Source organism: Streptomyces sp. NPDC043870 (genome assembly GCF_056435785.1).
Genome location: NZ_JBWKDT010000004.1, coordinates 246,499 through 272,058, shown reverse-complemented (window position 1 = coordinate 272,058; position 25,560 = coordinate 246,499). Strand labels below are relative to the sequence as shown.

The 25,560-nt window shown below is 71.3% G+C and carries 22 protein-coding genes and 2 pseudogenes; 16 read left to right on the top strand and 8 right to left on the bottom strand.

Translation table 11 applies throughout. From position 1 onward, the window contains the following. Positions 1–143: 143 nt before the first annotated feature. Positions 144–2,552 carry a Tex family protein gene (locus AC0699_RS07665; RefSeq protein WP_478656918.1) on the bottom strand — a complete coding sequence of 803 codons (2,409 nt, stop codon included), beginning with the start codon at positions 2,550–2,552 and terminating at the stop codon, positions 144–146. Between the two features lie 171 nt (positions 2,553–2,723). Next, the gene (locus AC0699_RS07660) at positions 2,724–3,587 is read right to left on the bottom strand and encodes an SCO6745 family protein (RefSeq protein ID WP_478656915.1); all 864 of its coding nucleotides are present in this window, start codon (positions 3,585–3,587) and stop codon (positions 2,724–2,726) included. Positions 3,588–3,680: 93 nt separating this feature from the next. Here AC0699_RS07660 and AC0699_RS07655 point away from each other — a divergent pair. Beyond that, a pseudogene (locus AC0699_RS07655) lies at positions 3,681–3,899 on the top strand (DJ-1/PfpI family protein); the annotation flags it as partial. Between the two features lie 35 nt (positions 3,900–3,934). On the opposite strand, the gene AC0699_RS07650 reads toward AC0699_RS07655, so the two are convergent. Further along, positions 3,935–4,696 (bottom strand): enoyl-CoA hydratase/isomerase family protein, encoded by a 762-nt coding sequence (locus tag AC0699_RS07650; RefSeq protein ID WP_478656912.1) that lies wholly within the window; start codon positions 4,694–4,696, stop codon positions 3,935–3,937. 64 nt (positions 4,697–4,760) lie between these two features. Here AC0699_RS07650 and AC0699_RS07645 point away from each other — a divergent pair, with 64 nt between their 5' ends. After that, entirely contained in the window at positions 4,761–5,372 is a 612-nt protein-coding gene (locus AC0699_RS07645) for an HdeD family acid-resistance protein (protein WP_469766587.1), read from the top strand. A gap of 136 nt (positions 5,373–5,508) precedes the next feature. Further along, positions 5,509–5,979 (top strand): ATP-binding protein, encoded by a 471-nt coding sequence (locus AC0699_RS07640; protein ID WP_478656910.1) that lies wholly within the window; start codon positions 5,509–5,511, stop codon positions 5,977–5,979. A gap of 42 nt (positions 5,980–6,021) precedes the next feature. Here AC0699_RS07640 and idi read toward each other — a convergent pair whose 3' ends face one another. The 4 genes and pseudogenes from idi to galE all read right to left on the bottom strand — a co-directional run bounded on the left by idi (position 6,022) and on the right by galE (position 9,983). Then, positions 6,022–6,615 (bottom strand): isopentenyl-diphosphate Delta-isomerase, encoded by a 594-nt coding sequence (gene idi / locus AC0699_RS07635; protein ID WP_478656908.1) that lies wholly within the window; start codon positions 6,613–6,615, stop codon positions 6,022–6,024. A 137-nt stretch (positions 6,616–6,752) separates the two neighbouring features. Continuing rightward, a pseudogene (locus tag AC0699_RS07630) lies at positions 6,753–7,731 on the bottom strand (class I SAM-dependent methyltransferase). 186 nt (positions 7,732–7,917) lie between these two features. Beyond that, entirely contained in the window at positions 7,918–8,856 is a 939-nt protein-coding gene (locus AC0699_RS07625; protein ID WP_453660225.1) for a cation diffusion facilitator family transporter, read from the bottom strand. Between the two features lie 143 nt (positions 8,857–8,999). Continuing rightward, a complete protein-coding gene (galE, locus tag AC0699_RS07620) occupies positions 9,000–9,983 on the bottom strand; it encodes a UDP-glucose 4-epimerase GalE (RefSeq protein WP_478656905.1) in 984 nt (327 codons plus the stop codon). 441 nt (positions 9,984–10,424) lie between these two features. On the opposite strand from galE, the gene AC0699_RS07615 reads away from it, so the two are divergent. From AC0699_RS07615 to AC0699_RS07585, 7 genes are all read left to right on the top strand, one after another. Then, positions 10,425–12,152, top strand: a complete 1,728-nt coding sequence (locus AC0699_RS07615; protein WP_478657211.1) for a DUF5941 domain-containing protein — start codon at positions 10,425–10,427, stop codon at positions 12,150–12,152. Further along, on the top strand, positions 12,149–12,901 hold the full coding sequence (locus tag AC0699_RS07610; RefSeq protein ID WP_469766592.1) for a phosphocholine cytidylyltransferase family protein: 753 nt from the start codon (positions 12,149–12,151) through the stop codon (positions 12,899–12,901). Before AC0699_RS07615 ends, AC0699_RS07610 begins: the two co-directional genes overlap by 4 nt. Further along, positions 12,889–13,950 (top strand): iron-containing alcohol dehydrogenase family protein, encoded by a 1,062-nt coding sequence (locus AC0699_RS07605; RefSeq protein WP_478656901.1) that lies wholly within the window; start codon positions 12,889–12,891, stop codon positions 13,948–13,950. Before AC0699_RS07610 ends, AC0699_RS07605 begins: the two co-directional genes overlap by 13 nt. Beyond that, positions 13,928–14,707 (top strand): CDP-alcohol phosphatidyltransferase family protein, encoded by a 780-nt coding sequence (locus tag AC0699_RS07600; protein ID WP_478656898.1) that lies wholly within the window; start codon positions 13,928–13,930, stop codon positions 14,705–14,707. Before AC0699_RS07605 ends, AC0699_RS07600 begins: the two co-directional genes overlap by 23 nt. 13 nt (positions 14,708–14,720) lie before the next feature. Continuing rightward, the gene (locus AC0699_RS07595) at positions 14,721–15,593 is read left to right on the top strand and encodes a glycosyltransferase family 2 protein (protein ID WP_478657209.1); all 873 of its coding nucleotides are present in this window, start codon (positions 14,721–14,723) and stop codon (positions 15,591–15,593) included. A 94-nt stretch (positions 15,594–15,687) separates the two neighbouring features. Next, complete coding sequence (locus AC0699_RS07590; protein WP_478656895.1) at positions 15,688–16,617, top strand: ABC transporter permease; 930 nt, start codon at positions 15,688–15,690, stop codon at positions 16,615–16,617. Beyond that, positions 16,604–17,404 carry an ABC transporter ATP-binding protein gene (locus tag AC0699_RS07585; RefSeq protein WP_478656892.1) on the top strand — a complete coding sequence of 267 codons (801 nt, stop codon included), beginning with the start codon at positions 16,604–16,606 and terminating at the stop codon, positions 17,402–17,404. The genes AC0699_RS07590 and AC0699_RS07585 overlap by 14 nt, the downstream gene beginning before the upstream one ends. Positions 17,405–17,514: 110 nt before the next feature. On the opposite strand, the gene AC0699_RS07580 is transcribed toward AC0699_RS07585, so the two are convergent. Beyond that, positions 17,515–19,719, bottom strand: a complete 2,205-nt coding sequence (locus AC0699_RS07580; RefSeq protein ID WP_478656889.1) for an MMPL family transporter — start codon at positions 19,717–19,719, stop codon at positions 17,515–17,517. A 91-nt stretch (positions 19,720–19,810) separates the two neighbouring features. Between AC0699_RS07580 and AC0699_RS07575 the strand changes: the two genes are divergently transcribed. The 6 genes from AC0699_RS07575 to AC0699_RS07550 all read left to right on the top strand — a co-directional run bounded on the left by AC0699_RS07575 (position 19,811) and on the right by AC0699_RS07550 (position 25,413). After that, positions 19,811–20,476 (top strand): TetR/AcrR family transcriptional regulator, encoded by a 666-nt coding sequence (locus tag AC0699_RS07575; RefSeq protein WP_478656887.1) that lies wholly within the window; start codon positions 19,811–19,813, stop codon positions 20,474–20,476. A gap of 384 nt (positions 20,477–20,860) precedes the next feature. Next, entirely contained in the window at positions 20,861–21,775 is a 915-nt protein-coding gene (gene hpnC / locus AC0699_RS07570) for a squalene synthase HpnC (protein WP_478656885.1), read from the top strand. A gap of 8 nt (positions 21,776–21,783) precedes the next feature. Then, positions 21,784–22,722, top strand: a complete 939-nt coding sequence (gene hpnD, locus AC0699_RS07565) for a presqualene diphosphate synthase HpnD (protein WP_478656882.1) — start codon at positions 21,784–21,786, stop codon at positions 22,720–22,722. After that, positions 22,722–22,886 carry a hypothetical protein gene (locus AC0699_RS07560; RefSeq protein ID WP_478656880.1) on the top strand — a complete coding sequence of 55 codons (165 nt, stop codon included), beginning with the start codon at positions 22,722–22,724 and terminating at the stop codon, positions 22,884–22,886. The genes hpnD and AC0699_RS07560 overlap by 1 nt, the downstream gene beginning before the upstream one ends. Then, positions 22,883–24,316 carry a hydroxysqualene dehydroxylase HpnE gene (gene hpnE / locus AC0699_RS07555; protein ID WP_478656878.1) on the top strand — a complete coding sequence of 478 codons (1,434 nt, stop codon included), beginning with the start codon at positions 22,883–22,885 and terminating at the stop codon, positions 24,314–24,316. Before AC0699_RS07560 ends, hpnE begins: the two co-directional genes overlap by 4 nt. Continuing rightward, positions 24,313–25,413 carry a polyprenyl synthetase family protein gene (locus AC0699_RS07550; protein WP_478656875.1) on the top strand — a complete coding sequence of 367 codons (1,101 nt, stop codon included), beginning with the start codon at positions 24,313–24,315 and terminating at the stop codon, positions 25,411–25,413. The genes hpnE and AC0699_RS07550 overlap by 4 nt, the downstream gene beginning before the upstream one ends. Positions 25,414–25,560 lie beyond the last annotated feature (147 nt).

Sequence of the window (25,560 nt, the reverse complement as noted above, 5' to 3'; positions counted from 1 at the left end):
TCTTTCCTCCCCCCCCCCCCCCCCCCCCCCCCCCCTGCCCCCCCCCCCCCCCCCCCCCCCCCCCCCCCCCCCCCCCCCCCCCCCCCCCCCCCCCCCCCCCCCCCCCCCCCCCCCCGGCCCGGCGGGCGGAGCCCTCGAAAGAGTCAGCCGCGCCTGCCGCCGCCCTGCTTCGGGTCGAGCAGGCCCGCCTTGCGCAGGGCGTCCGCCATCGCGCTGTTCGCCGGGGCCGGGGCCTGCCGGCCGGCGCCACCGCCGCCACCACCGGAGCCGCGGCGGTCACGGCCGCCGCCCTGACGCTGCTGCGGCGGGCGGCCGCCCTGGCCGCCCTGGCCGCGCTCACGGCGCTGACCCTGGCTGCCGCCGGACGCCTGCGCCGCCGCCTCGTCGTCCAGCCGCAGCGTCAGCGAGATCCGCTTGCGCGGGATGTCGACGTCGAGGACCTTCACCTTCACCACGTCGCCCGGCTTCACCACGTCCCGCGGGTCCTTGACGAAGGTCCGGGACATCGCGGACACATGGACGAGACCGTCCTGGTGGACGCCGATGTCGACGAACGCGCCGAACGCCGCCACGTTGGTGACGACACCTTCCAGCACCATCCCGGAGGCCAGGTCGGAGATCTTCTCGACGCCCTCCTTGAAGGTCGCCGTCTTGAACGCGGGCCGCGGGTCGCGCCCCGGCTTCTCCAGCTCGCGCAGAATGTCCGTCACCGTCGGCAGACCGAAGGTCTCGTCGACGAAGTCGTCCGCGCGCAGCGACCGCAGCACCCCGGTGTTGCCGATCAGCGACGCCACCTCACTGCCCGTGGTCTTCACCATGCGCCGCACCACCGGATACGCCTCGGGGTGCACGCTCGACGCGTCGAGCGGGTCGTCGCCACCGCGGATCCGGAGGAAGCCCGCGCACTGCTCGTACGCCTTCGGGCCGAGCCGCGCCACGTCCTTGAGCTCCTTGCGGGAGCGGAACGGACCGTTCGCGTCGCGGTGCGCCACGATGTTCTCGGCGAGCCCCGAGCCGATGCCCGACACGCGCGAAAGAAGCGGCGCGGAAGCGGTGTTGACGTCGACGCCGACACCGTTCACACAGTCCTCGACGACCGCGTCCAGCGAGCGCGAGAGCTTCACCTCGGACAGATCGTGCTGGTACTGGCCGACGCCGATCGACTTGGGGTCGATCTTCACCAGCTCGGCGAGCGGGTCCTGCAGCCGCCGCGCGATCGACACCGCGCCGCGCAGCGACACATCGAGGCCCGGCAGCTCCTGCGAGGCGAACGCGGACGCCGAGTACACCGACGCGCCCGCCTCCGACACCATCACCTTGGTGAGCTTCAGCTCCGGGTGCCGGGTGATGAGGTCACCGGCGAGCTTGTCCGTCTCGCGCGACGCCGTGCCGTTGCCGATGGCGACCAGCTCGACCGCGTGCTCCTTCGCGAGCCGCGCCAGCTTCGCCAGCGACTCGTCCCACTTGTTCGCGGGGACGTGGGGATAGATCGTGTCGGTGGCGACGACCTTGCCGGTCGCGTCGACGACGGCCACCTTCACACCCGTACGGAAACCGGGGTCGAGGCCCAGCGTCGCCCGCGTACCCGCCGGCGCGGCGAGCAGCAGATCCCGCAGATTGGCCGCGAAGACCCGTACCGCCTCGTCCTCAGCGGCCGTCCGGAGTCGCAGCCGCAGGTCGATCCCGAGGTGCACGAGAATCCGGGTCCGCCATGCCCAGCGCACGGTGTCCGCGAGCCACTTGTCGGCCGGACGGCCGCGGTCGGCGACGCCGAAGCGCCGGGCGACCATGGACTCGTACGTGGACGGGCCGGATTCCTCCGAGGGCTCCTCGGGCTCCAACTCCAGCGAGAGCACGTCCTCCTTCTCGCCGCGGAGCATCGCCAGGATGCGGTGCGAGGGCAGCTCGGTGAACGGCTCGGCGAAGTCGAAGTAGTCGGCGAACTTCGCGCCCGCTTCCTCCTTGCCGTCCCGGACCTTCGCCGCGAGCCGGCCGCGGGTCCACATCCGCTCCCGGAGCTCGCCGATGAGGTCGGCGTCCTCCGAGAACCGCTCGGCGAGGATCGCCCGCGCGCCCTCCAGCGCGGCCGCCGGGTCCGCGACGCCCTTGTCCGCGTCGACGAACGCCGCCGCGGCTGCGAGCGGATCGACCGACGGGTCGCCCAGCAGGCCCTCGGCGAGCGGCTCCAGACCGGCCTCCCGGGCGATCTGCGCCTTGGTGCGGCGCTTGGGCTTGAAGGGCAGATAGATGTCCTCCAGGCGCGCCTTGGTGTCGGCGGCCCGGATCTGCGTCTCCAGCTCGTCCGTGAGCTTGCCCTGCTCACGTACGGACTCGAGGATCGCGGTCCGCCGCTCCTCCAGCTCCCGCAGATACCGCAGCCGCTCCTCGAGCGTGCGCAGCTGCGCGTCGTCGAGCATCTCGGTCGCTTCCTTGCGGTAGCGCGCGATGAACGGCACGGTCGACCCGCCGTCGAGCAGCTCGACGGCCGCCTTCACCTGCCGCTCCCGTACGCCGAGCTCCTCGGCGATCCTGCCTTCGATGGACGTCGTCACGGTTCCCCGACTCGCCTTCTGATGCTGGCTGTGCTTGGAGGCCCCGCGGACAGGGCCCGCGGCATCGCGGTCCCTGCCCGCGCGGCCTCTTCGCCTGCATTCTGCCGGGTGGCCGGGTGCCGTGTCGCGGTGCCCCGCTAGGTGCTGTCCGGCGGGTCGGGCCCAGGGGCGTCAGCCCTTGGCGCTCAGGCCCGCGGGGAAGGCACCGGCGGCGACGGCCTTCGTCAGAAGACCGCGGGCCAGCTCGGTGAGGCGTTCGACCCCCGCCGCGCCGAGGTGCTCGTACGGGGCGAGGTCGAGGCGATCGGTGTGCTCCTCCACCTCCGCCCGCAGGGCAGAGCCCGCAGCGGTCAGCTCACCCTCGGCGTCGAGGAGTCCGCGCTCGCGGAGCCGGTCCGAAGCCGCCTCCCAGTCGGTGCGCCGCCAGCCGCGGCTGGCGAGGATCCAGCGCGGGGACATGCCCTTGCCGGTCGCGGTGTGGCTGACCAGGGCCTCCAGGGGATCGAGTCCGGCGGACAGCAGCGCGGTCAGATGGCCGTCGCCGCGGTGCTCGCGCAGCAGGGTCGCGGCATGCCAGTAGGCGAGGTGCGGCTCCTCGGGCACGGGCAGATCCGCGTGCGCCGCGTAGAGCGGACGGGCGTGCCGGGTGCAGGCCTCCGTGGCGCGCAGTGCCAGCCGGGCGGCCTCCGCCATCTCCTGCGAGGCGACCGTCTCGTCGCCGAGCAGCCGGCGCAGCGTCGCGTCGGCGGCCCGCAGCCGGGCCCCCAGCACGGTGGCCGGCGAGGCGGTGTCCCATACCGCCGGGAGGTGCCGGGCGATCAGTTCGTGGTTGAAGTTGTAGAAGGTGGCGGCCACGGTGCCCGGGCCGACCGCGCCCATGGCCGCCGCGCGCCCGGCGAAGTAGGCGGCGCTCGTGTCCTCGACGCCGATCCCGGCGAGCTCCTTCGCGTAGTCGGGCGAGAAGTACAGGGTGGAGTGCAGCGGGTTGACGGCGTTGTGGCAACGGCGGCCCGCGCGCGGGGGCAGAGAGGTCATGAACCGCACGTTACCGACTGGTCGGTACGCAAGGAAGTCCGGGGCGGCGTCCCCGGACTCCTGGGGGCGGCGTCACCCGGAACGTTCGATGGCACCGGCGAGCGGGTCGTCTTCGACGGCAAGTACGTCACGGCCGCAGGAGTCTCGTCCGGCATCGACATGGCCCTGCATCTGATCGGCCGGATCGCGGGCGACGAGATCGCCGAGAAGATCCAGCTGCTGACCGAGTACGACCCGCAGCCGCCGTACGACGCGGGCTCCCCGGACAAGGCGCCGGCGGAGATCGTCTCGTACTGGCGGGCCCGGGGGCGTCCGACGACACCGTCCGGTCCGGCGGCCGGTGACCCTCACACGCTCCAGGTGAAGCGCGGCGGCCTGCGCTCCAGGAAGGCGGCGACCCCCTCCGCGGTGTCGCCGCCGGCGCGTGCCTGCTCCGCCCAGTACGCGTCCCGGTCGGTGCGGCCGGAGGCGAACTCCTTCGCCGCGGCCTGCGTCAGCTGTGAGCGGGACGCCAGCACGCGTGTGAACTCGGCGACCCGCTTGCCCAGTTCGCCCTCGGGCAGCACCTCGTCCACCAGCCCGGTCCGCAGCGCCCGCTCGGTGCCGATCAACTCCCCGGAGAACAGCAGGTACTTCGCGGTCGCCGGTCCCACCAGGGACACCAGCCGCCGGGTCGAGGACGCCGGGTACACGATCCCCAGCTTTGCCGGTGTGATGCCGAAGGAGGCGCCCTCCTCGGCGAACCGCAGATCGCAGGCCGCGGCCAGCTGGCAGCCGCCGCCCACGCAGTACCCGCGCACCGCCGCCAGGGTCGGCTTGGGAAAGGCCGCGAGCGCCTCCTCGGCCCGTACGGCCAGACTCTGCGGCTCCTGCCCGGTGCCGGCCCGTTCGCTCAGCGAGGAGATGTCGGCGCCGGCGCAGAACGTGCTCCCGGCGCCGGTCAGCACCAGCGCCCGTACCTCCGGGTCATGCGCCAGCCCCTCCAGCAGGACGGGCAGCGACCGCCACATCTCCGCGGTCATGGCGTTGCGCTTGGCGGAGTGACTGATGACGACGGTGACGACCCCGTCCACGACGGTGTGCTGCACATGCGGGTCAGTGCGGTCCATGCGCGGATGCTATCCGTCCCGCCGGTACTTAAGATCAAGAAGGGGGTGCGACGAGGAGGCACTCATGACCGGTCCCACCCACGAGAGCAGGAAGCTCCGCCGGAGCTTCGGCTGGCTGGCTGCGCTCGGCGTCGTTCTCGTGCTCGCCGGACTCGTCGGACTCGTCTACGTCGGCGTCGCGACCCTGACCTCGATGCTGCTCTTCGGCTGGCTGCTGCTGATCGGCGGAATCGTCGGACTGCTGCACGCGATCGAGTCGCGCGGCACGAACTTCTTCTGGCTCGGCGTGGTGGTCGCCGCACTCAACATCGCGGCCGGTGTGGTCGTCCTGCGGCACCCGGAGGGCAGCGCGGAGGCGCTGACCATGTTCGCCGCGCTGCTGTTCCTGACCGGTGGGCTGTTCCGGCTGGTGGGCAGCCTGGTGGTACGCGGGCCGCAGTTCGGCTGGACCCTGGTGCAGGGCGCGTTCGGCCTGCTCCTCGGCATCCTTGTGCTCGCGAACTGGCCCGAGAGCAGCCGCTATGTGCTGGGGACCTTCTTCTCGCTGGCGCTGCTCTTCGACGGGCTCGGGCTGATCGCGATCGGCATCGGCGGCCGCAGGATCGTCGGTATGGTCGAGGACACCGCCGTGTCAGCGAAGCTGACAGAAGAAGATCAAGATCAGTCGAAGAACTGACGCTGTCATACCCACCCGGTCAGATTCTGTCGATAGGGGCTGACTTCTGTTCAGCAGCCCGGTCCGGACCAACACGTTCCCAACACTCGATACTCAACGGTTCCCAGCGATGTATCACGAGGGTGGGTGCGGGACTATGGAGAGCCCCGGGAGCGTCCCGGCCCGGCCACTGTCGTACGAAGGCGTCTGGCGGTTCACCGCACCCGCGCTCGATGTGTCGGTGCCGCAGGCCCGGCACGCCGTCCGCGATCTGATCCGCCGCCAGGGCGTGCCGCTCCACGACGACGTCCTGCAAGGACTCCTGCTGATCGTGTCCGAACTGGTCACGAATGCCGTACGGCACGCGGCTCTGCTGTCGCCCGAGGTCGCCGTCGAGGTGGCGATCGGGCCGGAGTGGATCCGGGTGGCTGTCGAGGACAACCACCCGTACCGGCCCAAGGCCCTGGAGAGCGACTCCGCCCAGACAGGCGGCCGCGGGCTGCTGCTCGTCAAGGAAGTCACGCGCGAAGCAGGCGGCGAGTGCGATGTGGAGCACACCGCGGGCGGCGGGAAGATCGTCTGGGCCGCGCTGCCGCTCGTCCCCGTGAGCGGCGCGGCGTCGCTGTAGCCGGCGGAACCGGTTCACCGGGGGTGCGCCCCCCGGTCACGGTCACCAGCCGCCGGCGGGCCCCGTGAGCTCCTTGATCGCCGGGCGCGCCGCGTCCAGCACCGTCATGAACCACGCGGAGAAGGTGTCCCGCGCATGCCGTTCGGCCAGCTCGGTCGCGGTCACGAACGCCGTCTCCCCGATCTCCTGCGGGTCCGGGCGCAGCGGAGCCTGCACCATGCCCACGAAAAGGTGGTTGTACTCCTGCTCGACCAGGCCCGAGGCCGGGTCCGGGTGGTTGTAGCGGACCGTGCCCGCCTCGGCCATCAGCGACGGCGAGATGCCCAGCTCCTCGTGCGTACGGCGGGCGGCGGCGGTGAACGGCGCCTCGCCCGGGTACGGGTGCCCGCAGCACGTGTTCGACCAGACATCGGGGGAGTGGTACTTCCCCGAGGCGCGGCGCTGGAGCAGCAGCCGCCCCTGCTCGTCGAAGAGGAACACGGAGAACGCCCGGTGCAGCCGCCCGGGTGCCTGATGGGCGGAGAGCTTCTCCGCGGTGCCGATGGTATTGCCGCTCTCGTCGACCAGTTCGAGCAAGATCGGCTGCTTGGTGCCGTTCGGCGAGCTGTTCGTCGCAGTGGCGGGTGTGGTCGGCATAGCCATCCTTCGCTTCGGTCCTCGGCCCGGCGGGGGCTCCCTCAGTCTGCCGTACAAAAGCGGCTTGTCCGCACTTCGCCGCCCTGGGCATGTCCGTGCCCCGCCGCGCAGGAGTGCGGCGGGGCACGAACGGAAGATCAGACTCCGAAAGCGCCCGAGTAGTGGATCATGCCCTTAGGCAGAGCCGTGGAACCGTCCCGGACCAGCGCCGTCACGGCCTCGTCGGGCATCTCGAACCCGGGCCGGATCCCCAGCCGGGAGCCTCTTCGTCCGTGGGGAGCGCCCGCGGCGTCGACGAATGCACGGCCGCGATGCCGGCGTCCGTCACTGGGGGTACCCCCCGGTGGAGCTCTGGGGGAGGGTCCGCAGGCGCGTGCCGGCCGGACGCAGGACATAGCCGGCGTAGCCGTACTCCGCGCCGTGGTCGCGCCGCATGGCGATCTCGGCCCGGGTGGAAGCGAGCGCCGGCCCCATGCCGGGAGCCGTCGGATCGGCGACGTCGGCCCGCTCACCGAGCGGTCCGTAGTACTCCGCCCAGTCGCTCTCGGGCTGCCGGTACACGCCGAGGACGTGGTAACCGGCCGCGACCGCGGCGGCCGCGTTCTCGGCCGGCGTGCGCAGCGTGCAGTGCTGGTCCCAGAAGTCGCGGGCCTCCGGGCTCGGATCGTCGCAGGTCCACTCGCACTCGGTGACGACGAGCGCGCCGCCGGGTGCGAGCAGCCGCCGCCAGCGGCGCAGGGCCGTGTCGAAACCGATCGAGTACACCGAGCTCTCGGCCCAGACCAGGTCGAACGACCCGTCCGGGTAGGGCAGTTCGCCCATGTCGGCGTTGACGGTACGGATCCGGTCGCCTAGCCCGCGGGCGCCGGCCGCGCGCCGCAGCTCGTCGAGGAACGGTTCGTGCAGATCCACGGCCGTCACGTCGGCGCCGGCCTCCGCGGCCAGCAGCAGCGCGGAACGGCCCGGGCCGCAGCCCAGATCGAGCACGCGTGGACGGGACGGCAGCCGGCCCGCGAGCGCGAGCAGCCGACGGGTGGTGTCGTCAGAGCCGGGACCCTGCCGGGGCAGGCCGTGGTGAAGTGAGAAGAATGCGTCGTACTGGTCGTTGTCGGACAACGTGGGAAACCCTTTGAGTGAGCGGGCCCCGGCCGGCGTACGGGATCAGGTCAGCGTACGGAATCAGGTCGACCGGGAGCCCGGAGGCCGATGACGGACCGGGCGCTGCGCACGGCAGCGACTTCTGTGACGGTCATCGACCCCAGCTCCTCTCAAGATCACGGCTTCGCACGAAGGCAGCAGCCGTCAGTGACAGAAACCGGCCTCGTGCTCGGCATGGCCGGTGGGCTCCAGTTGGAACGTGCAGTGCTCGACATCGAAGTGCGACCCGAGGCAGCCCTGCAGATCGTGCAGCATCTTCTCGTGTCCGATCGCGTCGAGGAAGTCCTGCGCCACCACCACATGCGCCGAGAGCACCGGCATCCCGGAGGTGATCGTCCAGGCGTGCAGATCGTGGACGTCCTCGACGCCGGGCAGGGCCCGTATGTGCTCGCGCACCTCGGCCATGTCGACGCCCTTCGGTGCCGCCTCCAGCAGCACGTTCAGCGTCTCCCGCAGCAGCTTGACGGTGCGCGGCACGATCATCAGGCCGATGACCAGGGAGGCGATCGGGTCGGCCGCCTGCCAGCCGGTGGCCAGGATGATGCACGCCGAGACCAGCACGGTCACCGAACCGAGCGCGTCCGCCAGGACCTCCAGATACGCGCCGCGTACGTTGAGGCTCTCCTTCTGGCCCCGCATCAGCAGGGACAGCGACACCATGTTCGCGACGAGGCCGACGAGGGCGAAGGCGATGGTGATGCCGCCCCTGGTCTCCACCGGGGTGATGAAACGCTGCACCGCCTCGTACAGCAGGAAGCCACCGACGCCGAGCAGCAGCAGACAGTTCGCGAGCGCGGCGAGGATCTCGGCCCGGGCGAAGCCGTAGGTGCGACTGGCGTCGGCCGGACGGGCCGCGAAGTGGATCGCCAGCAGGGCCATCGCCAGGCCGAGGCCGTCCGTGGCCATATGGGCGGCGTCGGCGATCAGGGCAAGCGAGTCCGCGACGATCCCACCGACGATCTCCACGGTCATCACGCCCAGCGTGATGCCGAGGGCGATCCGCAGCCGGCCCTTGTAGGCGGCGGTCGCGGTGCCCGTCGGCGGAGCGCCGTGCGTGTGTCCGTGGTCGTGCCCAGCCCCCATGAGGACGCCTCCCGGATCGTCTGAATGATCTGTCCGAATGGCCAGTCAACTACGGGTGGGGGGTATGGGGCAACACGAAGGTGAACACCGTTGTCATATGCTCTGACCTGCGGTTATGTACGCAGGTCAGAGCCTCGTGACGATCAGTGGGCGGCCGCCTCGGGATGCCGCAGCAGCCAGCCCTCCCACGCCGACTCGACCATCTCGCGCACCCCTCGCGAGGCCGTCCAGCCCAGCTCCTCGCCGATCCGGTCGACCGAGGCGACGGCCCGCGCGGCGTCCCCGGGCCGACGCGGCCCGACGACCGCGGGCGTGGCGTGGCCGGTCACCTCGGCGACGAGCCCGGCGAGCTCGCGCACCGACACCCCTTCGCCGCGCCCGATGTTCACGGTCAGGTCCCCGGCGCCGTTCTGGCCGGCCAGCCGTCGGGCCACCGTCAGATGCGCGTCGGCCAGATCGGCGACATGGATGTAGTCACGGATGCAGGTGCCGTCCGGGGTGGGGTAGTCGTCGCCGAAGATCCGCGGGGCCTCACCGCGGCTGATCCGGTCGAAGAACATCGGGATGATGTTGAAGACCCCGGTGTCGGAGAGCTCCGGCCGGGCCGCGCCCGCGACGTTGAAGTACCGCAGACAGGCGGTGGCGATGCCGTGCGCCCGTCCCGTCGCGCGCACCAGCCACTCGCCCGTGAGCTTTGTCTCGCCGTACGGATTGATCGGTACGGCGGGGGTGTCCTCCGTGATGAGGTCCACATCGGGCACCCCGTACACGGCGGCGGACGACGAGAAGAGGAACCGCTTCACCTCCGCGGCGGCGACGGCCTCCAGCAGCACGGTCAGTCCGTGCACGTTCTCCCGGTAGTAGTGCAGCGGCTGCTCGACGGACTCGCCGACCTGCTTCTTCGCCGCCAGATGCACGACTCCCGTGACCGCGTGCCCGGCGAGCGTACGGTCCAGCAGCTCCCGGTCCAGCAGCGATCCGTGCACCAGCGGCACCCCCTCGGGCAGTCGCCCGGGAATTCCCGTCGACACGTCGTCGAGCACGACCGCCCGCTCCCCGGCCCCCGCCATGGCATGCGCCACGTGCGCCCCGATGTACCCCGCTCCACCTGTGATCAGCCATGTCATGCCCGCCACCCTAGGCCGTGTTTGAGAACTCCCGCCTGGCCCGGGACGCCTGGCACGCACACTCGCACGCACCGGACCCGCTCACTGATCCGGCCTGATCCGGCCTGATCCGGAGGACAGGCTCTGGGCGCCTCCTGCCGCGGTTTGTGGGGTGAGGCACTGATCGATAATGATGATCTCGGTCCGCACCCCGGCGGCCTGGCTGTGGCAGGGATGCCCAGCCGTAGCAGACGGCCGCAGGGGTGAGCGGGAGTGTCGTCACCGGGAAACCTCGGTGAACTCGCGTTTCCGTTCATCCGATAGCCTCTGCCGACGTGCCGCCGCCCGGTCCCGGGCCGAGCCGCCGCGCACACCCACCTGTTCAGCGCCAAGGAGTGAGTCCGTCTGCCGACCGCAATCCTCACCGGTCCGCCGGTACCCGGATCGCCGCTCGAAGGCGATCTGCGGTCGCTGGGCTTCGACGTACGCATCGCCTCGGGAGCCGACGAGACCGCGGCGCTGCTCGCCGCGGCCCCGGCCGCCGAGCGCGTCGCCCTCGTCGACCCCCGCTTCGTCGGCCACGTCCACGCCCTCCGCCTCGGCCTGACGGACCCCCGCTTCCCCGCCTCCGCGATCCCCGGCGCGGTCACGGCCCAGCCGGAGGCGCGCAGCGCGCTGCTGGCCGCGCTGGGCGCAGCCAGGGGCACGCCTGTGCCGGCCGACGGGGTCGCCGAGTCGATCGATGCCGAAGGCGTCACGCCGCACCGGCCCGAGCTGGGGTCGCTCGTCGCGACCGTGCCCGGCGACGCCCAGGCCCGTAACGAGGCCCGGCAGGCCGTCGCCGCCGTCGATGACGAGGCCGTACGGCTGCGCTCCGCCGTGAAGGCCCGCGACGGCTTCTTCACCACGTTCTTCATCAGCCCGTACTCGCGCTACATCGCCCGCTGGTGCGCGCGCCGCGGACTGACCCCCAACCAGGTCACCACCGCTTCGCTGATCACCGCGCTGATAGCGGCGGGCTGTGCCGCCACGGGTACGCGCGGCGGATACGTCGCCGCAGGCGTACTGCTCCTCTTCTCCTTCGTCCTGGACTGCACCGACGGGCAGCTCGCCCGCTACTCCCTGCAGTACTCGACGATGGGCGCCTGGCTCGACGCCACCTTCGACCGGGCCAAGGAGTACGCGTACTACGCGGGCCTCGCGCTCGGCGCATCCGCCGGAGGGGACGACGTCTGGGCCCTGGCCCTCGGCGCGATGGTGCTGCAGACCTGCCGCCACGTCGTGGACTTCTCCTTCAACGAGGCGAACCACGACGCGGTGTCCAACACGAGCCCCACCGCCGCCCTCTCCGACAAGCTCGACAGCGTCGGCTGGACGGTCTGGGTGCGCCGCATGATCGTGCTGCCGATCGGCGAGCGCTGGGCCATGATCGCCGTACTGACGGCCGTGGCCACGCCCCGCATCGTCTTCTACGCGCTGCTCATCGGCTGTGCCTTCGCCGCCACGTACACCACCGCGGGCCGGGTGCTGCGCTCGCTCACGCGCAAGGCGCGGCGGACCGACCGCGCCGCCCGGGCGCTCGCGGACCTCGCCGACTCCGGACCGCTCGCCGAGGGTTTCGCGGGAGCGTTCAAGGGCGTGGCCCGCAGGCTGCCGGCGATCGCCCCCGTGGCGATCGCCGCGCTGGGCGCGGTCGCGGTCACCGCCACCGCCTGGCTCACGCCGTACGGCAGCCCCTGGCCGGTCGTCGCCGCCTTCGGTTACGCCCTGACCTCGGGCCTCGCCGTCGCCCGCCCCCTCAAGGGCTCCCTCGACTGGCTCGTGCCCCCGGTCTTCCGCGCCGCCGAATACGGAACGATCCTGCTGCTCGCCGTCCGGGCCGATGTGAACGGTGCCCTTCCAGCGGCTTTCGGGCTGGTGGCCGCGGTCGCCTACCATCACTACGACACGGTGTACCGCATCCGCGGCGGCACCGGCGCGCCCCCGCACTGGCTGGTCCGTGCGGTCGGCGGGCACGAGGGACGAACCCTTGCGGTCGCACTGCTCGCCGCCTTGCTCGGCGCCCCGCAGTTCACGATCGCGCTGACGGTCCTCGCGGTGGCCGTGGCACTCGTGGTGCTCGTGGAGTCCATCCGCTTCTGGGTGTCCTCCGGAGCACCCGCCGTACATGACGAAGGAGAACCCGCATGATCGGCCTCGTACTGGCAGCCGGTGCCGGACGGCGTCTGCGTCCCTACACCGACACGCTTCCGAAGGCCCTCGTGCCGGTAGGCCCGGAACAGGACGGGGCAGCCCTGTCGGTCCTCGACCTGACGCTGAAGAACTTCAGTGAGATCGGCCTCACCGAGGTCGCCGTCGTCGTCGGCTACCGCAAGGAAGCCGTGTACGCGCGCAAGGACGAGTTCGAGGCGACGTACGGCCTCAAGCTCACCCTCATCGACAACGACAAGGCCGAGGAGTGGAACAACGCCTACTCCCTGTGGTGCGCCCGTGACGTCCTCAAGCGGGGCGTGATCCTCGCCAACGGCGACACCGTCCACCCGGTCTCCGTCGAGAAGACGCTGCTCGCCGCCCGCGGCGAGGGCCGGCGGATCATCCTCGCCCTCGACGCGGTGAAGCACCTCGCCGACGAGGAGATGAAGGTGATCACCGCCGACGGCAAGGGCGTGCAGAAGATCACCAAGCTGATGGACCCGGCCACCGCCACCGGCGAGTACATCGGCGTCACCCTCATCGAGCCCGAAGCCGCCGAGGAGCTCGCCGACGCCCTGAAGGCCACCTTCGAGCGCGACCCCGACCTCTATTACGAGGACGGCTACCAGGAGCTCGTGAACCGCGGCTTCCGGATCGACGTGGCGCCGATCGGCGACGTGAAGTGGGTCGAGATCGACAACCACGACGACCTCGCCAAGGGCCGGGAGATCGCGTGCCAGTACTGACCCGGCTCATCCCGTCGCCGGTCGTCGTCGACATTCGCCCGGGCGCGCTGGACGACCTGGCCGGTCTCCTGGCCGACCAGCGGATCTCCGGCTCCGGCAAGCTCGCGATCGCGATCAGCGGCGGCTCCGGCCAGGCGCTGCGCGAACGGCTGGCCCCCGTGCTGCCCGGCGCTGCCTGGTACGACGTGACCGACGGCACGATCGACTCCGCGGTGAAGCTCGCCGACGACATCAAGGGCAAGCGTTACGACGCGGTCGTGGGTCTCGGCGGCGGCAAGATCATCGATGTGGCGAAGTACGCTGCCGCGCGCGTCGGCCTGCCGATGGTCGCCGTGGCGACGAACCTCGCCCACGACGGCCTGTGCTCGCCGATCTCCATCCTCGACAACGACAACGGACGCGGCTCCTACGGCGTCCCCTCGCCGATCGCCATGGTCATCGACCTCGACGTGGTCCGCGACGCCCCCGTACGCTTCGTGCGCTCGGGCATCGGGGACGCGATCTCCAACATCTCGGCGATCGCCGACTGGGAGCTGTCCCACCGGATCACCGGCGAGCCGGTCGACGGACTGGCCGCCGCCATGGCCCGTACCGCGGGGGAGGCTGTCCTTCGCCACCCGGGAGGCGTCGGGGACGACGAGTTCCTCACCGTCCTCGCCGAGGCGCTGGTGCTCTCCGGGATCGCCATGTCGATCAGCGGTGACTCCCGGCCGTCGTCCGGTGCCTGCCACGAGATCAGCCACGCCTTCGACCTGCTCCACCCGAAGCGGGCCGCCAGCCACGGCGAGCAGGTCGGAATGGGCGCCGCCTTCGCGATGCACCTGCGCGGCGCCCACGAGGAGTCCGCTCTCTTCGCCGAGGTGCTCCGCAAGCACGGCCTGCCAGTGTTCCCCGAGGAGATCGGCTTCTCCGTCGACGAGTTCGTCGACGCCGTGGAGTACGCGCCGCAGACCCGCCCCGGACGCTTCACCATCCTCGAGCACCTCGACCTGTCCACCGATCAGATCAGGGACGCGTACGCCGACTATGCCAAAACCATCCGTAGCTGAGCTGCGCCCGGTCGTTCACCCCGCGGGAGTGAAGGACCGGCGCAGCGGCGAGCACTGGGGCGGCCGCCTGTACATGCGCGAGATCTCCCTGCGCATCACCCGCGTCCTGGTCGGCACCAAGGTCACGCCGAACCAGCTGACCTACCTGATGACCCTCGCCGGCGTCCTGGCCTGCCCGGCCCTGCTGGTGCCGGGCATCTGGGGAGCCGTCCTCGGCGTGGTGATGGTCCAGCTCTACCTGCTGCTGGACTGCGTGGACGGCGAGGTCGCCCGCTGGAAGAAGCAGTACTCCCTCTCCGGTGTCTACCTGGACCGGGTCGGTGCTTACCTGTGCGACGCGGCGGTCCTGGTCGGCTTCGGCCTGCGCTCCGCCGACCTGTGGGGCAGTGGGCAGATCGACTGGCTGTGGGCCTTCCTCGGCACGCTCGCGGCGCTCGGCGCGATCCTGATCAAGGCCGAGACCGACCTGGTCGGCGTCGCCCGGCACCAGGCCGGGATGGAGCCGGTCAAGGAAGCGGCGGCCGAGCCGCGCTCGTCCGGTATGGCGCTCGCCCGCCGGGCCGCTGCCGCGCTGAAGTTCCACCGGCTGGTCCTCGGCATCGAGGCCTCCCTGCTCATCCTGGTGCTGGCGATCCTCGACCAGGTCCGGGGCGACCTGTTCTTCTCCCGCCTCGGCGTCGCGGTGCTGGCCGGTATCGCCATGCTGCAGACCGTGCTCCACCTGGTGTCCGTCCTCGCGTCCAGCAGGCTGAGGTGAGCGGATGAACACCCTGAAGCTCGGCGCCGTCATCATCACCATGGGCAACCGGCCCGACGATCTGCGTGCACTGATCGACTCGGTCGCCAAGCAGGAGGGCGACCCGGTCGAGGTGGTCGTCGTCGGCAACGGCGCACCGGTCACCGGCCTCCCCGACGGAGTCCGCTCGGTCGACCTGCCGGACAATCTGGGCATCCCCGGCGGCCGCAACGTCGGCATCGAAGCCTTCGGCCCGTCCGGCACCGACGTCGACGTCCTGCTGTTCCTCGACGACGACGGCCTGCTGCCGAACACGGACACCGCCGAACTGGTCCGCCGGGCGTTCTCGGAGGATCCCGGCCTCGGCATCGTCAGTTTCCGCATCGCGGACCCGGAGACCGGACTCACCCAGCGGCGCCACGTCCCGCGGCTGCGGGCCTCCGACCCGATGCGCTCCTCGCGTGTGACGACCTTCCTCGGCGGCGCCAACGCGGTCCGTACGAAGGTCCTCGCCCAGGTCGGCGGACTCCCGGACGAGTTCTTCTACGCGCACGAGGAGACCGATCTCGCCTGGCGTGCCCTGGACGCCGGCTGGATGATCGACTACCGCTCCGACATGGTGCTGTTCCACCCGACCATGCCGCCGTCGCGGCACGCGGTCTATCACCGCATGGTGGCCCGCAACCGGGTGTGGCTGGCACGCCGCAACCTCCCCGCGCCTCTGGTGCCGGTCTACCTCGGGGTGTGGATTCTCCTCACTCTCCTGAGGCGGCCCACCGTTCCGGCGCTCAAGGCCTGGTTCTCCGGATTCAAGGAGGGCTGGACCACTCCGTGCGGGCCCCGCCGCCCCATGAAGTGGCGTACGGTATGGCGGCTGACCCGACTGGGCCGACCGCCTGTCGTCTGACAGGCCCAGGTCTGAGAGCATCGGGCGCACCCGGGTCCTGGCCGCCAACTGAGCGCCCATCTGCCGCGCATCTTGAACACGAAAGTTTCAACTTGTGAGTGACACAACCCATGACGGTGCGATCGCGACGAGCGCTCCGCCATCTCCCGACGCCGGACTGACACCGGCGGAGCTGGCCGGCAAGTACGGCCTGTCGGTGAGCGGTGCCCGACCGGGGCTCGTCGAGTACGTCAGGCAGCTCTGGGGCCGCCGCCACTTCATCCTGGCCTTCTCCTCGGCGAAGCTCACGGCGCAGTACAGCCAGGCCAAGCTCGGCCAGCTGTGGCAGGTGGCGACCCCACTGCTCAATGCTTTCGTCTACTACCTGATCTTCGGCCTCATCCTCGACGCGGGACGCGGGATGTCGAAGGAGACGTACATCCCGTTCCTGGTGACGGGTGTGTTCGTCTTCACCTTCACGCAGACGTCGGTGATGGCCGGTGTGCGGGCGATCTCGGGCAACCTGGGACTGGTGCGCGCCCTGCACTTCCCGCGCGCCTCGCTGCCGATCTCCTTCGCGCTGCAGCAGCTGCAGCAGCTGCTGTTCTCCATGATCGTGGTGGTGCTCGTCGCGGTCGGGTTCGGCAGCTACCCGTCGCTCAGCTGGCTGCTGGTGGTACCGGCGCTGGCCATGCAGTTCGTCTTCAACGTCGGCCTTGCGCTGATCATGGCCCGGCTGGGCAGCAAGACCCCCGACCTCGCCCAGCTGATGCCGTTCGTCATGCGTACCTGGATGTACGGCTCCGGCGTCATGTTCTCCATCAAGGTGATGCTCGCGGACCAGCCGGCCTGGATCGCCGACGTCCTCATGTACAACCCCGCGGCGATCTACATGGACCTCATCCGCTTCGCCGTGATCGACGGGTACGACTCGTCCAACCTGCCCTCGCACGTCTGGCTCGCCGGACTGCTGTGGTCAGTGCTGCTGGGTGCGGCCGGGTTCATCTACTTCTGGAAGGCTGAGGAGCGTTATGGCCGTGGCTGACCGCACCAGTGACCTGACCGATGCCCGTGTGCCCACCGTCATCGCCGACGACGTGCACATCGTCTACCGCGTCAGCGGCGGAAGCGGTGGCAAGGGCAGTGCGACCGCCGCGCTGAGCCGGATACTCAAGCGCGAGCGCGGAGAGTCCCGCGGCATCCGCAAGGTGCATGCCGTACGCGGTGTCTCCTTCACCGCCTACCGCGGCGAGGCCATCGGTCTCATCGGCACCAACGGCTCCGGCAAGTCGACCCTGCTGCGCGCCATCGCGGGCCTGCTGCCCACCGAGAGCGGCAAGGTCTACACCGACGGCCAGCCGTCCCTGCTGGGCGTCAACGCGGCCCTCATGGGTGATCTGACCGGCGAGCGCAACGTCATCCTCGGCGGCCTGGCCATGGGCATGTCCCGCGAAGAGGTCCGCGAGCGCTACCAGGAGATCGTCGACTTCTCCGGCATCAACGAGAAGGGTGACTTCATCACCCTGCCGATGCGCACGTACTCCTCCGGTATGGGCGCCCGGCTCCGGTTCGCGATCGCCGCGGCCAAGGACCACGACGTCCTCATGATCGACGAGGCGCTGGCCACCGGTGACCGCAAGTTCCAGATCCGCTCCGAGGAGCGTATCCGCGAGCTCCGGCAGCACGCGGGCACGGTCTTCCTGGTCAGCCACAGCCTGGGCTCGATCAGGGACACCTGTGACCGGGTCCTGTGGCTGGAGAAGGGTGAACTGCTGATGGACGGCCCGACGGCCGAGGTCCTCAAGGCGTACGAGAAGGAGACCGGGAAGTAGTTCCCGCTCCCTCGGCATCCCTCGGCATCCCTGGGCATTCCGCAGCAGAACACGGCCCCCGCCGGATCACTCCGGTGGGGGCCGTGACGCTTTCGCCAGGCGCGCGGCGCTCAGACACCGGCGGGAGTACGCGGCTGCTCCGCGGGAGCCTCCCGCAGGCCCACCCGCGCATGGACCCTGCGCAGCGCCTTCGGCGCGTACCAGGCCCGGCGCCCCAGCAGCCGCATCGCGGCCGGTACGAGCACCCCGCGCACCGCCACCGCGTCGATGACGATGGCCAGCCCGCTGCCGAGTCCGAACATCTGCAGGAAGGTGATCTCGCTGGTGCCGAACGCGAAGAAGCTCACCGCGAGCAGCCCGGCGGCCATGCTCACGATCCGCCCGGTGCGGGACAGCCCCGCCGTCACCGTCGTCGTACGGTCCGCGCCGTCATCGTGCAGCTCCTTCATCCGGCTGGTGACGAAGACCTCGTAGTCCATCGAGAGACCGAACGCGACGCAGAAGAGCAGCACGGTCATGGATGTGTCGAGCGGCTGCGGCGTGAAGCCGAGCAGCGAGGCCAGATGGCCGTCCTGGAAGACCCACACCATCACGCCGACCGCGGCCGACAGGCTGATCGCGTTGAGCACCAGCGCGCGCAGCGGCTGCACGACACTGCCCGTGAACAGGAAGAGCAGCAGGAACGTCGACACCACGATCATGCCGACGGCGAGCGGCAGCCGGTCGGAGATGGCCGACTTCGAGTCGACCAGCCTGGCGTCGTCGCCGCCCACCAGGGCCTGGGCGCCGTCCGGCGCGGGCACGGCACGGATGTCGTGCACGAGGTCCTGCGCCGCGTCCGACTTCGGCGCGAGGGAGGTGACGACGACCAGCCGCTGGGCGTCGGGGCGCCCGAGTGCCGCACTCTGCGGGGCTGCGCGGCCGGCCGCGCCTTCCGTGTACGTACCGCTGCTCGCGTCCACCCGTACGACGCCGTCGAGCCGGGACAGCTCGCCCGCGTACGCGGCGAGCGGACCGGGGGCGACAGGGCCCGTGGTCACGACCTGTACGGAGCCGGTGTCGTCGCCCGCGAAGTCCTGCTGGACGGCGGTGGCGACCTGACGGCTCGCCGCGTCCTCGGGGAGCACCCGCTCGTCCGGCGTGCCGAAGGTGACACCGAGCAGTGGGCTCGCCACCAGCAGCAGGACCGCGAGCACGGGCAGCGCGGTGAGCGCCGGCCGGCGCATCACGGTCCCCGCGAGACGCCCCCACAGGGGTGCGTCGGGCCTCTGCACCGACGTCGCCCAGGGCAGCCGGCCCTTGTTGACCCGGTGCCCCAGCAGGACCAGCAGCGGCGGCACGACGAACAGGGCGGCGAGCACCGCGACCACGACGACGCCGATACCGGCGTAGGCGAAGGAGCGGAGGAAGAACGGCGGGAAGACGAGCAGCGCGGCGAGCGCCGCGGCCACGGTGGCGGCCGAGAACACGATGGTCCGGCCCGCCGTGCGGACGGTGGTGACCACCGCGTCCGGGACCTCGTCGCCGGCCGCCAGCTGCTCACGGAAGCGGCTCACCAGCAGCAGCGCGTAGTCGATGCCGAGGCCGAGGCCGAGCGCCGTGGTGAGGTTGACGGAGAAGACCGAGACATCGGTCAGCGATCCCAGCACGAAGAGCTCGGCGAAGGTTCCGGCGATCGCGATCAGCCCGATGACCAGGGGCAGCAGCGCGGCGATCAGACTGCCGAAGGCGAGCACGAGCAGGGCCAGGGTCACGGGGACGGCGATGGCCTCGGCGACCGCGAGGTCCTCGGCCACCTGTGAGGTGACGTCGTTGCCGATCGCCGCCGTCCCGCCGGCCCGTACCGAGACCCCGTCCCGGTCGCCCGCGTAGCTGTCGATCAGCCTCTCGGCCCGGTCCGCGCGCTCGTCGTCCGAGCCGGTGACATGGGCGGCGACGAGGGCCTGGCCGCCGTCCTCGGAGGCGAGCCGTGGGCTCTTGTCGTCCCAGTACGAGACCACATTGGTCACGGTGCGGTCGCTTCTGAGCCCTTGCGCGATGGTGCGCCCGCGCTCCTCGACGGCGGGGGAGGAGAGGCCGCCCGCCGTCGAGCCGTCGGAGGAGATCAGGAAGACGAGGTCGGTCTCGCCGCCGAACTTCTCGTCGATGAGGGTCTGGGCCCGGGTGGAGGGTGCGTCCGGGTCGTCGAACCCGCCGCCGAGCAGCTTTCCGAAGGCTCCTGTCCCGAGCACGGCCATGACGGCCACCGCGGCGGCGGCCAGTACGAGTACGAGGCGCGCACGGCGCAGTGCCAGCGCGGCGATCCTGGTGAGCATCCGGTCCCCTGTGTCCCCTGAGAATGTTTACGGCGTTAACTCGACTCTGGCAGGGCATGTTAATGCTGTCAACATCGTGCAGGATGAAGGCATGGCGACAACATCGGGCACGGCGGGCGGCAAGGCCGGCTATCACCACGGCGACCTGCGCAACGCGCTGATCGCCGCCGCCGTCGACCTCGCGACCGAAGGTGGCCCGGAGAGGGTGGTCCTGAGGGAGGCGGCCCGGCGTGTCGGCGTCTCGCCCACCGCCGCGTACCGCCACTTCGACGGTCAGGGCGAGTTGCTGTACGCCGTGAAGGTCCATGGCCAGCAGGCGCTCGCCGAGTCCATGGAGCGCGCCGCCGCGCAGGCGCCCCGCTCCGGTGATCCCGGCGAGGCGGCCGAGCTGAGGGTCGCCGCCTTGGGGCGCGGCTACATCGACTTCGCCCTCGCGCAGCCCGGCCTGTACCGGTCGGCCTTCTGCAACCCCGGACTCTCCGGCGGCGCCGAGGGCTGGGACGTGCTGGCCCCGGTCGGCGAGGGGCCCGAGTACCGTGCGTTCGCCCTGCTCACTGCCGCGCTGGACGCCTTGGTCGCCACCGGTCGGATGCCGGAGCGCAACCGGCCGGGTGCCGAGGCTGCCGCATGGGCGTCGGTGCACGGCCTGTCCCTGCTGCTTCTCGACGGCCCGCTGCGCGGGCTGCCGCCGGAGCAGCGGGGCGCGGTGATCGAGCGGACCGTGGCGAACGTCGTCGCCGGCCTCAGGGGAGCCTGACCGTGCGGCCGCCCCGCGGCGTACGGGGACGGGGTCCGGTGTCCCGGGCCGGGCGGCCTTCCGTCCGTCGTCGAGCATCCGTCAACCCCTGTTCCTTCTGGGGAGGTTGATCCCGTATCGCATTGTTCTTGTAATGCGCGCAGCACCCCGGGAGGGTCCAGGGCGTTGTACAACGTAAGCTGTACCGGTGCTGATTCATGGCAAGTGGGGCGATACCCCCTAGAAGAATCCCGCTCACCGGGCGGTCATGCCCTCGGGCGGACCGGCGGCGTGTCCGAAATAGGATGTATTGGGTCGGCAGTGTAGAACGGGAGATGTGACGGCAATGACGGAAAATCTCCAGCTCCGCGTGGGTAGTGCCGTCCCCGCACCGGGCAGCCCGCGGTGACGGGTACCCGGCAGGTGCGCCCCGATGCCTCCACGCGCACCACGCTCGACAAGGCCGCCGACGAGAACTTTCCGGTGGCCCCCTTCTTCCTGCCGCGCGCCTGGCGCGACGACCTCATGGCCGTCTACGGATTCGCCCGCCTCGTCGACGACATCGGCGACGGTGACCTGGCCCCCGGCGGCGCCGACGCCGCCCACTTGGGCCTGGACCCCGCACAGACCGACGACCGCCTCCTGATGCTCGACGCCTTCGAGGCCGACCTCCGGCGTGTCTTCTCCGACGGGACCCCGCGCCACCCGCTGCTGAACGCCCTGGTGCCCACCGTGCGCCGTTGCTCCCTCACCCCTGAGCCGTTCCTGGGGCTCATCGAGGCCAACCGCCAGGACCAGCACGTACGCCGCTACGAGACGTACGAGGATCTCGTCGCCTACTGCGAGCTCTCCGCCAACCCCGTCGGGCGGCTCGTCCTCGCGATCACCCGCACCGCGAACCCCGAGCGGATCCGCCGCTCGGACGCCGTCTGCACCGGGCTCCAGATCGTCGAGCACCTCCAGGACGTCGCGGAGGACCTGGAGCGCGACCGCATCTACCTCCCGGCCGAGGACATGAAGCGGTTCCACGTCACCGAGGAGGATCTCGCCGCGCCGACGGGGAGCGAACCGGTGCGCTCCCTCGTCGCGTACGAGTGCGAACGCGCGGGGGCCCTGCTGGATGAAGGCCTCCCCCTCGTGGGTAGCGTCCACGGCAGGCTGAGGATGCTGCTCGCCGGATTCGTGGGCGGGGGGCGCGCCGCGCTCGCCGCGGTCGCGGCCGCCGGACACGACGTACTCCCCGGACCGCCCAAGCCCACCAAGCCCCAGCTGGTGCGTGAAGTAGGAGCTGTGTTGCGAAAAGCGCCGAGAGAGGGGTGAGCCGGAGCATGGAGGGACACACACAGATGTCCGCGCCGGTGCAGGCCGCGTACAGCTACTGCGAGGCCGTCACGGGACAGCAGGCGCGCAACTTCGCGTACGGCATCCGGCTGCTGCCCGCGGAAAAGCGGCAGGCCATGTCGGCGCTCTACGCGTTCTCCCGGCGGGTCGACGACATCGGCGACGGCACCCTCACCGAGAGCGCCAAGCGGGACCGGCTCGAAGCGACCCGTGAGCTGCTCGGCAGGATCCGCGACGACGCGGTGGACGAGGACGACACCGACCCGGTCGCGGTGGCGCTCACGGACGCGGCGCGCCGCTTCCCGATCCCGCTCGACGGACTCGACGAGCTCATCGACGGCGTCCAGATGGACGTCCGTGGCGAGACGTACGAGACCTGGGACGACCTCAAGGCCTACTGCCGGTGTGTCGCGGGGGCCATCGGCCGGCTCTCCCTCGGCGTGTTCGGCACCCTGCCGGGCGCGCGCAGCGCCGAGCGCGCCCCCGAGTACGCCGACACCCTCGGCCTTGCCCTCCAGCTCACCAACATCCTCCGGGACGTCCGCGAGGACGCGAGCAACGGCCGTACGTACCTGCCCGCCGACGACCTCGCCAAGTTCGGCTGTTCGGTGGGCTTCCACCGCGCCGCGCCGCCGTCCGGCGCCGACTTCACCGGCCTCGTCCACTTCGAAGCGCGCCGCGCCCGGGGGCTGTTCGCGGAGGGCTACCGGCTGCTGCCCATGCTCGACCGGCGCAGCGGCGCCTGTGTCGCCGCGATGGCCGGCATCTACCGGCGCCTGCTCGACCGGATCGAGCGCGACCCCGAGGCCGTGCTGCGCGGCCGTGTCTCGCTGCCCGGCCGGGAGAAGGCCTACGTCGCAGTCCGGGGCCTGTCGGGACTCGACGCCCGGCACATCTCCCGGCAGTCCGTCAGGAGGCGTGCCTGATGCGCCACTTCACCAAGCAGGACACCAAGCCGCGCAACAGGCCGTACGACGAGCCTGACGACAAGCGGGACAATCCGCGCGCAACCCTCAGCCACGGTGTCGCGTCCCTCACAGCATCGGCCTCCGAAAGCGACTGCATCACACCGGCGGGGGAGGGCACGTGACGAACGACGACAGGGAATCGCAGCACGCGGTCGTCGTCGGAGGCGGACTCGCCGGCGTCACCGCGGCGCTCCAGCTCGCCGACGCCGGACTGCAGGTCACCCTCGTCGAGAACCGCCCGCGTCTGGGCGGCCTCGCCTTCTCCTTCCGGCGCGGCGACCTGACCGTCGACAACGGCCAGCACGTGTATCTGCGCTGCTGCACCGCCTACCGCTGGTTCCTCGACCGTGTCGACGGCGCCCACCTGGCACCGCTGCAGCCCCGCCTCGACGTACCCGTGCTCGACGCCGCGCATCCCCAGGGGCCGCGGCTCGGCCGGCTGCGCCGCACCGCCCTGCCCGTACCGCTTCACCTCGCGGCGAGTCTGGCCACGTACCCGCATCTCTCCCTCGCAGAGCGGGCCGGCGTGGGGCGCGCAGCCCTCGCTCTCAAGGGGCTCGACCCCGCCGACCCCGCTCTCGACGGCATCGACTTCGCCACCTGGCTCGGCCGCCACGGCCAGTCGCGGCGCGCCGTCGAGGCCCTCTGGGACCTCGTCGGCGTGGCCACTCTCAACGCCACCGCGCCGAACGCGTCGATGGGCCTGGCCGCGATGGTCTTCAAGACCGGACTGCTCTCCGAGTCCGGCGCCGCCGACATCGGCTGGGCCCATGTCCCGCTCGGCGACCTCCACGACACCCTGGCCCGCAAGGCCCTGGACTCCGCCGGAGTCCGCACCGAACTGCGCACCCGCGTCAGCGCCGTCACCCCCGCCGGCGACGGCCGCTGGAACGTCACGGCGGGTGCCGAGCGGCTCGACGCGGACGCCGTCGTCCTCGCCGTTCCGCAGCGCGAGACCCACGCCCTGCTGCCCGACGGCGCCATCGACGAGCCCGACCGGCTGCTCGACATCGGCACCGCGCCGATCCTCAACGTCCATGTGATCTATGACCGCACGGTGCTGCGCCGCCCGTTCTTCGCCGCGCTCGGCACCCCCGTCCAGTGGGTCTTCGACCGCACCCACGCCTCAGGACTCTTGAGGGGCGGGCCCGAGGAGCCCTCGAGCAAGGGCGGTCGTGGGCGACGGGCGGGACAGTATCTTGCCCTCTCCCAGTCGGCCGCGGACGACGAGATCGACACCCCCGTCGCCGAGCTGCGCGAGCGCTACCTCCCGGAGCTGGAGCGGCTGTTGCCCGCGGCCCGCGGCGCGGAGGTACGGGATTTCTTCGTCACCCGGGAGCGCACCGCCACGTTCGCCCCCACCCCCGGCGTCGGCAGGCTCCGGCCGGCCGCGCGCACCCGTGCCCCCGGCCTGTACCTGGCCGGATCGTGGACCGCCACCGGCTGGCCCGCGACCATGGAGGGCGCCGTGCGCAGCGGTTTCAGCGCCGCAGGCGCCGCGCTCACCGCCCTCGGCCGCCCCCATGAACATCCGCTCAAGGAGGCGGCATGAGAGTCAAGCCTGGAACCAGAGGAGAGAAAGTGCCGACTGCGCCCTCGGCGAACCCGGCTGTCGACACCGCGGACGTGACCGCGCTGCTCGAGCGCGGGCGGACCTTGTCCACCCCGGTGCTGCGCGCTGCCGTGGACCGGCTCGCGCCGCCCATGGACACCGTCGCCGCCTACCACTTCGGCTGGATCGACGCCCAAGGCCGCCCCGCCGACGGCGACGGCGGCAAGGCCGTACGCCCCGCGCTGGCCCTGATCTCCGCGGAGGCGGCCGGTGCCGCGCCCGTGGTCGGCATCCCCGGCGCCGTCGCGGTGGAGCTGGTGCACAACTTCTCGCTCCTCCACGACGACCTGATGGACGGCGACGAGCAGCGCCGGCACCGCGACACCGTCTGGAAGGTGCACGGCCCCGCCCAGGCGATCCTCGTCGGCGACGCGCTGTTCGCGCTGGCCAACGAGATCCTGCTGGAGCTCGGCACGGTGGAGGCGGGCCGGGCGACCCGCCGGCTCACCACCGCGACCCGCAAGCTCATCGACGGCCAGGCGCAGGACATCTCCTACGAACACCGCGAGCGGGTCACCGTCGAGGAGTGCCTGGAGATGGAGGGCAACAAGACGGGTGCGCTGCTCGCCTGCGCCGTGTCCATCGGCGCGGTGCTCGGCGGCGCCGACGACCGCACCGCCGATGCCCTGGAGGCGTACGGCTACCACCTCGGGCTCGCCTTCCAGGCCGTCGACGATCTGCTCGGCATCTGGGGCGACCCGGAGGCCACCGGCAAGCAGACCTGGAGCGATCTGCGCCAGCGCAAGAAGTCCCTGCCGGTCGTCGCCGCGCTCGCCGCGGGCGGACCGGCCTCCGAGCGCCTCGGCGAACTGCTCGCGGCCGATGCCAAGAGCAGTGAGTTCGACAGCTTCTCCGAGGCGGAGTTCGCCACCCGGGCGGCCCTGATCGATGAGGCGGGCGGCCGCGAGTGGACCTCTCAGGAGGCTCGCAGGCAGCACGGAACGGCGATCGCGGCGCTGGACCGCGTCGAGATGCCCGAGCGCGTGCGGGCGCAGCTCGTCGCGCTTGCCGACTTCGTCGTCGTACGCAAGAGATGATCGCAGTCCTACGGGCAGATGATCACGGTTCGTACGGAACAGTTGGTCACTTGACGGAGATGATCACGATCAACCGCATATGAGCTCGCAGTCGCCGGCCGGTGCCACTCACGGCACCGGCCGACGGCAGACCCGAAAGCAGCACAT

Bases quoted from the DNA above. Each gene is read 5' to 3' on its own strand.
- AC0699_RS07660 (WP_478656915.1), bottom strand. From the start codon at position 3,587: ATGACCTCTCTGCCCCCGCGCGCGGGCCGCCGTTGCCACAACGCCGTC.
- AC0699_RS07650 (WP_478656912.1), bottom strand. From the start codon at position 4,696: ATGGACCGCACTGACCCGCATGTGCAGCACACCGTCGTGGACGGGGTC.
- AC0699_RS07645 (WP_469766587.1), top strand. From the start codon at position 4,761: ATGACCGGTCCCACCCACGAGAGCAGGAAGCTCCGCCGGAGCTTCGGC.
- AC0699_RS07640 (WP_478656910.1), top strand. From the start codon at position 5,509: ATGGAGAGCCCCGGGAGCGTCCCGGCCCGGCCACTGTCGTACGAAGGC.
- idi (WP_478656908.1), bottom strand. From the start codon at position 6,615: ATGCCGACCACACCCGCCACTGCGACGAACAGCTCGCCGAACGGCACC.
- AC0699_RS07625 (WP_453660225.1), bottom strand. From the start codon at position 8,856: ATGGGGGCTGGGCACGACCACGGACACACGCACGGCGCTCCGCCGACG.
- galE (WP_478656905.1), bottom strand. From the start codon at position 9,983: ATGACATGGCTGATCACAGGTGGAGCGGGGTACATCGGGGCGCACGTG.
- AC0699_RS07610 (WP_469766592.1), top strand. From the start codon at position 12,149: ATGATCGGCCTCGTACTGGCAGCCGGTGCCGGACGGCGTCTGCGTCCC.
- AC0699_RS07600 (WP_478656898.1), top strand. From the start codon at position 13,928: ATGCCAAAACCATCCGTAGCTGAGCTGCGCCCGGTCGTTCACCCCGCG.
- AC0699_RS07585 (WP_478656892.1), top strand. From the start codon at position 16,604: ATGGCCGTGGCTGACCGCACCAGTGACCTGACCGATGCCCGTGTGCCC.
- AC0699_RS07580 (WP_478656889.1), bottom strand. From the start codon at position 19,719: ATGCTCACCAGGATCGCCGCGCTGGCACTGCGCCGTGCGCGCCTCGTA.
- AC0699_RS07575 (WP_478656887.1), top strand. From the start codon at position 19,811: ATGGCGACAACATCGGGCACGGCGGGCGGCAAGGCCGGCTATCACCAC.
- hpnD (WP_478656882.1), top strand. From the start codon at position 21,784: ATGGAGGGACACACACAGATGTCCGCGCCGGTGCAGGCCGCGTACAGC.
- AC0699_RS07560 (WP_478656880.1), top strand. From the start codon at position 22,722: ATGCGCCACTTCACCAAGCAGGACACCAAGCCGCGCAACAGGCCGTAC.
- AC0699_RS07550 (WP_478656875.1), top strand. From the start codon at position 24,313: ATGAGAGTCAAGCCTGGAACCAGAGGAGAGAAAGTGCCGACTGCGCCC.